This window comes from Phenylobacterium sp. (genome assembly GCF_035276905.1).
GTDB lineage: Bacteria > Pseudomonadota > Alphaproteobacteria > Caulobacterales > Caulobacteraceae > Phenylobacterium.
In genome coordinates this window covers 1-5,554 of sequence record NZ_DATELG010000346.1, presented here as the reverse complement: position 1 = coordinate 5,554, position 5,554 = coordinate 1, and the positions used below count along the sequence as shown (strand labels likewise).

The following is a 5,554-nucleotide window of genomic DNA, read 5'->3' as shown; positions in this document are numbered from 1 at the left end:
CCGGCGCAGCTCGCCGGCGCCTTGCAGACCGCCTTCGTCAACGCCGCCCGCGGCGTCGAGACGGGCGAGCCGGGCGCGCTCGCCAAGCTGAAGGCGATCGCCGAGGCGGGACATCCGCCGGCGCAATTCTACCTCGGCAAGCTCTATGAGACCGGCGATCACGGCGTCAGGCAGAACCTTGCCGAGGCGCGGGTCTGGACCGAGCGGGCGGCCGAGGGCGGCGACGCCTCGGCGATGCACAACCTCGCCCTGTTCGACTTCCACGGCGAGGGCGGGGCGCAGGACCTGGCGGGCGCGGCGCGCTGGTTCCGGGCGGCGGCCGAGCAGGGCATCGTCGACTCCCAATTCAACCTGGGCCTGCTCTATCAGGCGGGCAGCGGCGTGCCGCGCGACGCCGTCCAGGCCTACACCTGGTTCGCGATCGCCGCGGCCGGCGGCGACGCCCAGGCCCGGGCCAACGCCGAGAGCCTGCGAGCCCAGCTGTCGCCGGACCAGAAGGTGGTCGCCGACAACGCCGCGGCGGCCTTCCAGGAGCGCACCGGCGCCGCCGCCCGTCGCGGCGTCGCCCTCAGCCGCTGAACGACGTTCTGGGCTGGGCGCTTGGGAGATCGCGCGTTCCGGTCTAGCTTCGCCGGCCAACCAGCCCCGGGCGCGGCGTGCGTCCAGCCATTTGATTCTGGAGCACGATTCGATGATCACGCCGTATTTGGCGGATCGCATCCTTCTCGAGCGGAGGGACTGACGTGGTGAGCGACGACAGCGCGGCGGGCGCGCGGCGGGCGCATGAGGCCGCGCCGGTTTCGATGTGGATCCTGGCGATCCTCGCGCTGATGCCGTTCCCGGTCTCGGCGGGAATCTATGGCTACGGGCCGCCCGAGGCCGCGCGCCAGGCGGTGACCGTGCTGCTCACCTGGTCGGCTGTGGTGCTGTCGTTCCTGGCGGGCGTCCGCTGGGGCCTGGAGAGCGGCCGCCGGGCGCCGCGGCGCGGCCGTCTCGCCAGCGCGCTGCTGTTCGGCGTCGTGGCCTGGGGACTGCTGCTGGCGCGCTGGCGGCTCGAACTGGCCTGGATCGTCACCGCCTACCTGGCGGCCTTCATGCTGCAGTGGCTGTCGGACCACGCTGTCCCCGACACCGCGGCCCGCTTCCCGCGCCTGTCGACCGCGGTGACGGTCGCCGCCTGCGTCTCGCTCGCCGTGGCGCTGGACCAGGCGCTGCGGAGCGGGGCGAGGTTCCTGCCTTAGCGCCGGAACGCCCCCTCAGTCCCCCGCCAGCGAGCGCCAGCCGACGGCGTGGACGCGATCGCGGCCGAGCGCGCCGGCGAGCGGGGGGCGGGCGAAGAGGCCGGCGAAGGCCGTATCGCGGACGTTGAGGCCGCCGGCGTAGGCGCCGAAGGCCGGCAGGATCAGGCGCTCGCCGTCGGTGGCGAAGCAGCGGCGGCGGACCGCGCCGCGCGGACTGCGGACCTTGGCCGCCGGGTGCAGGTGGCCGCAGACCTCGCCGGCTTGCACGCCGGGGCGCGGCTCGTGGCGCAGAGTCAGGTCGGCGAGCGCCAGCTCGGCGACCGTCTCGCCCGGCAGGCCCCGCGGCCCGTCTGCGTCATGGTTGCCGACCACCCAGATCAGGTCCCGCCCAAGGGCCAGGCCGCCGAGCCGGGCGGCGTCGGCGGTCTCCATCCGCTCTTCGGCCGCGCCGTCGTGGAAGGTGTCGCCCAGGAAGACCAGCACGCGGGGAGCGAGGCGGGCGACCTCGGCCTCCAGCCGGCCCAGCGTCTCGCGGGTGTCGTAGGGCGGCAGCATCTGGCCGCGGCGGGCGTAGGACGAGCCCTTCTCCAGGTGCAGGTCGGCGACCACCAGCGCGCCGTGCGCCTGAAGCCAGAGGGCGCCGGACGGCCGCAACGCCGCCTCGGCGCCGGCGACCGAGAGGTGCAGCGAACCGCAGGCCGCGGATACGAACTCGTAGGCGAAGCTTGTCCCGGATACTTGTGAAAACGGGGCGTTCACGCGACGGCCTCTGCGATCAGGTCTTCCTCCGCCTCGGCCAGGATCATCTCGCCCGCGCCGCCCGGGGACCGCTCCCTGCCGATCTCCAGCAGGATCGAGACCGAGAAGGGCGACAGGTGGTCGAGAGGCGCATGCCGGATGCGGCCGCGGATGCGCGCCAGCATCTGCGCCAGGCGCGCCACGTCGATGAGGCCGGTCGCCGCATCGGCCCGGGCGCAGCGCAGCAGGAGGTGGTCCGGCTGGTGGCGGCGCAGGACGTCGTAGATCAGGTCGGTGGAGAAGGTGATCTGGCGGCCGCTCTTCTGCTGCTCGCCGGGGAAGCGGCGCTCGATCAGGCCGGCGATCACCGCGCAGCCCTTGAAGGCGCGCTTCATCATGAAGCTCTCCGCCAGCCAGTCCTCAAGGTCGTCGCCCAGCATGTCCTCGGCGAACAGCTGGTCGAAATCGAGGCCGCCCAGCGGCTTCAGCGCCCAGATCGCCATCGCATAGTCGTTGCAGACGAAGCCCAGGGGGCCGGCGCCCAGGCGCTCCAGCCGGCGGGTCAGCAGCATGGCCAGCGTGGTGTGCGCCAGCCGGCCCTCGAACGGGTAGCAGACCATGAAGTGACGTTGCCCGCGCGGGAAGGTCTCGAGCAGCATCTCGTCCTCGCCGACGATCAGCGAGCGGGCCTTCTGCAGCTCCAGCCATTCGCGCACGTCGCCCGGCAGCACCGCCCAGTGACGCTCGTCGAACATCAGCTGGCGCACCCGGCGGGCGAGGAAGGTGGAGAGCGCGAACTTCGAGCCGCCCCAGGACGGCATCTTCGGGTCCCGGTCGGCGGCCGGGCTGACGAGGACGTCGAGGTTGGTCACGCCCATCAGCTTCCAGACCTGGCCGGCGAAGACGAAGGTGTCGCCGGGATCGAGCATCTCCAGCATGCCCTCCTCGACCTCGCCGATCTTGCGCCCGACCCCCCCGCGGCGGCCGGCCAGGCGGACCGAGAGCATGGCGGGCGAGACGATCGCGCCGACGTTCAGCCGGTGGCGCTGGGCGGTCTCCCCGTTGCGCACCCGCCAGAGGCCGTCCCCTCCTTGGTCGTCTTTGGGGCCCTTCACGATGCGGCGGAACCGGTCGTAGGTCTTCAGCGCATAGCCGCCGGTGGAAACGAAATCGACGACCTGCTCGAAATCCTCCCAGGGAAGGTCGCGGTAGGGGCCGCTGGAGCGGACCTCGTCGAACAGCGCCAGCAGGTCGAAGGGTTCGGAACATGCGCAGCCCATGACGTGCTGGGCCAGCACGTCCAACGCCCCGGTGCGGGCGGCCTCGCCGTCCAGCGCGTTCTCGGCGATCGCCTCGCGCGCGGCCTGGCACTCCAGCATCTCGAAGCGGTTGGCGGGGACGAAGAGGGCGCGGCTGGGTTCGTCCAGGCGGTGGTTGGCGCGGCCAATCCGCTGGACCATGCGCGAGGCGCCCTTCGGCGAGGCCAGCTGGATGACCAGGTCGACGTCGCCCCAGTCGATGCCGAGGTCGAGGGTGGAGGTGCAGACCACCGCGCGCAAGCTCCCGCGCGCCATCGCCGCCTCGACCTTGCGCCGCTGCTCGGCGGCCAGCGAGCCGTGGTGCAGGGCGATCGGCAGGGCGTCCTCGTTCAGCCGCCAGAGCTCCTGGAAGGCGAACTCCGCCTGGAACCGCGTGTTGACGAAGACCAGCGCGGTGCGCGCGCGCTTGATGACCTCGTAGACCTCCTCCATGGCGTGCTGGGCGGTGTGGCCGGCCCAGGGGACGCGGCCCTCGGAGAGCAGGACGTCGACGATCGGGGCCGCGCCGGCGGGGCCGGTGACGAGGTCGACGCCGAACGCCCCCTCAGTCGGCTTCGCCGACAGCTCCCCCGCAAGCGGTGGAGCATCTTGGCGCTCAGATCCTCCACCGCGAAGCGGGGGAGGTGGCTCGCGTAGCGAGACGGAGGGGGCGTTCCCGCACCGCCCCATCCACCGCTTGATCACCTCCGGATCGTCCACCGTCGCCGATAGCCCGACGCGCCGCATCCCCGGCGCGAACTGCTGCAGGCGGGCGAGGCCCAGCGCCAGGAGGTCGCCGCGCTTGGAGGCGTGCAGGGTGTGGATCTCGTCGAGGATGACGCAAGCCAGGCGCTCGAACAGCAGGCGAGCGCCCTCCCAGGCGCAGAGCAGGGCCAGCTGTTCGGGCGTGGTCAGCAGGATGTCGGGCGGCTTGACCTTCTGGCGCTGGCGGCGTGCGACGCCGGTGTCGCCGGTGCGCGACTCGGCGACGACGGCCAAGCCGATCTCCAGGATCGGCGCCGTCAGGTTGCGCTCGACGTCGACCGCCAGCGCCTTCAAGGGGGAGATGTAGAGGGTGTGCAGGCCCGGGTGGGTGTTGGCCTTCGGGCGCTCGGCAAGCTCGATCAGGCTGGGCAGGAAGCCGGCCAGCGTCTTGCCGCCGCCGGTGGGGGCGATCAGCAGGGCGTCGCGGCCGGCCCGGGCCTTCTCGATCATCGCCAGCTGGTGCGGACGCGCCGCCCAGCCACGCCGGGCGAACCAGTCGCGGAACCGGGGCGGCAGGAGGTCGGAGCAGGGACCCGCGGCGTCAGCCATGGGCCCGGGCTATAGCACGTTCCCGTTCCGTTTCACCGGCCTTATCGCCGCCCTGCGGTTGAGCGAGGGCGGCGCGGAGGCCGTCAGCAGTAGTAGCGCTCGCGGACCCAGATGTTGCGGCCGGCGTAGGGGTCCCAGACCCAGTGGCCGCCCGAGCAGAGCCGGTAGGCGGGCTCCGGATAATAGTAGTAGCCCGAGGACGGGTAGGCGTAGCCGGGCGCATAGTAGCCGCCGCCGTAATAGCCGTTGTCGTAGGACCGCGGGCTGGCCAGCGCCGCGCCGACCGCCAGGCCGGCGATGCCGGCGGCGACCGCCACGCCGGCGTTGCTGCCGTGGTGGCCGTAGTAGTGGTAGCCGTTATAGCCGCCATAGCCGCCGTGCCAGCCGCCATAGCCGCCGCGCCAGCCGTACGGCCCCGCCTCGGCCGGCGCCGTCGTCGCGACCATCGCGCCGCCCAGCGTCAGGGCGGCGAGCGCCGCAGTGAGGAACTTACGCATCTGGACCTCCTGGTCCGCCCCGCACGCGCGGGATCGAACATGTTTAATCCTTTGTTAGACCTCGCTTGCTGAACCGCGGCTGAATGGCTGCGTCAGGTGAACGTGCGGCGCCGGTTTCCGTTTCGTTCCGAGGAGAATGCGGCTAGTCGTGGACTTGTGAACGCGCCCTCCGTCAGTCTCGAACTCGCACCTGCGCTGGTGGTCCTGCCGGGTCCGCGCGCGGCGGTGGCCGACGGCTCGGGCGCCCAGGCGCTGCGGGCGCCCGACGCCCGCGACCTCTTCGACCGCGGGCCGGTGCTGGTGGCGCATGCGGCGATGAGCGCGCGCCGGCTGGGGCTGAACGCGCCGCCGCGGGGGCCTGCGATCTTCGACGCGCTGGAGCTTTTCGCCTTCGTCCGCCCGGCGCGCTTCTGCCTGCCGACGCCGCGCGGCGTCGCCGTCGCGCTCGGCTTGCAACCGCCGCGCC

Annotated in this window: 5 protein-coding genes and 1 pseudogene; 3 read left to right on the top strand and 3 right to left on the bottom strand. The window is 72.6% G+C overall.

The window, feature by feature from the left end:
• A partial coding sequence (locus tag VJS38_RS16430) for a tetratricopeptide repeat protein (RefSeq protein ID WP_324089229.1) occupies nt 1–579 on the top strand: 579 nt, incomplete at its 5' end.
• Nucleotides 580–746: 167 nt separating this feature from the next.
• Nucleotides 747–1,241 (top strand): DUF3429 domain-containing protein, encoded by a 495-nt coding sequence (locus VJS38_RS16425; protein ID WP_324089228.1) that lies wholly within the window; start codon nt 747–749, stop codon nt 1,239–1,241.
• A gap of 15 nt (nt 1,242–1,256) precedes the next feature.
• Here the strand turns inward: VJS38_RS16425 and pdeM are convergent, their stop codons facing one another.
• The 3 genes from pdeM to VJS38_RS16410 all read right to left on the bottom strand — a co-directional run bounded on the left by pdeM (nt 1,257) and on the right by VJS38_RS16410 (nt 5,088).
• Nucleotides 1,257–2,000, bottom strand: a complete 744-nt coding sequence (pdeM, locus tag VJS38_RS16420) for a ligase-associated DNA damage response endonuclease PdeM (RefSeq protein ID WP_324089227.1) — start codon at nt 1,998–2,000, stop codon at nt 1,257–1,259.
• Complete coding sequence (locus VJS38_RS16415) at nt 1,997–4,591, bottom strand: ligase-associated DNA damage response DEXH box helicase (RefSeq protein ID WP_324089226.1); 2,595 nt, start codon at nt 4,589–4,591, stop codon at nt 1,997–1,999. The genes pdeM and VJS38_RS16415 overlap by 4 nt, the downstream gene beginning before the upstream one ends.
• Before the next feature lie 83 nt (nt 4,592–4,674).
• The gene (locus VJS38_RS16410) at nt 4,675–5,088 is read right to left on the bottom strand and encodes a hypothetical protein (RefSeq protein WP_324089225.1); all 414 of its coding nucleotides are present in this window, start codon (nt 5,086–5,088) and stop codon (nt 4,675–4,677) included.
• 156 nt (nt 5,089–5,244) lie between these two features.
• Between VJS38_RS16410 and VJS38_RS16405 the strand changes: the two are divergent.
• Nucleotides 5,245–5,554, top strand: a pseudogene (locus VJS38_RS16405) (ATP-dependent DNA helicase); the annotation flags it as partial.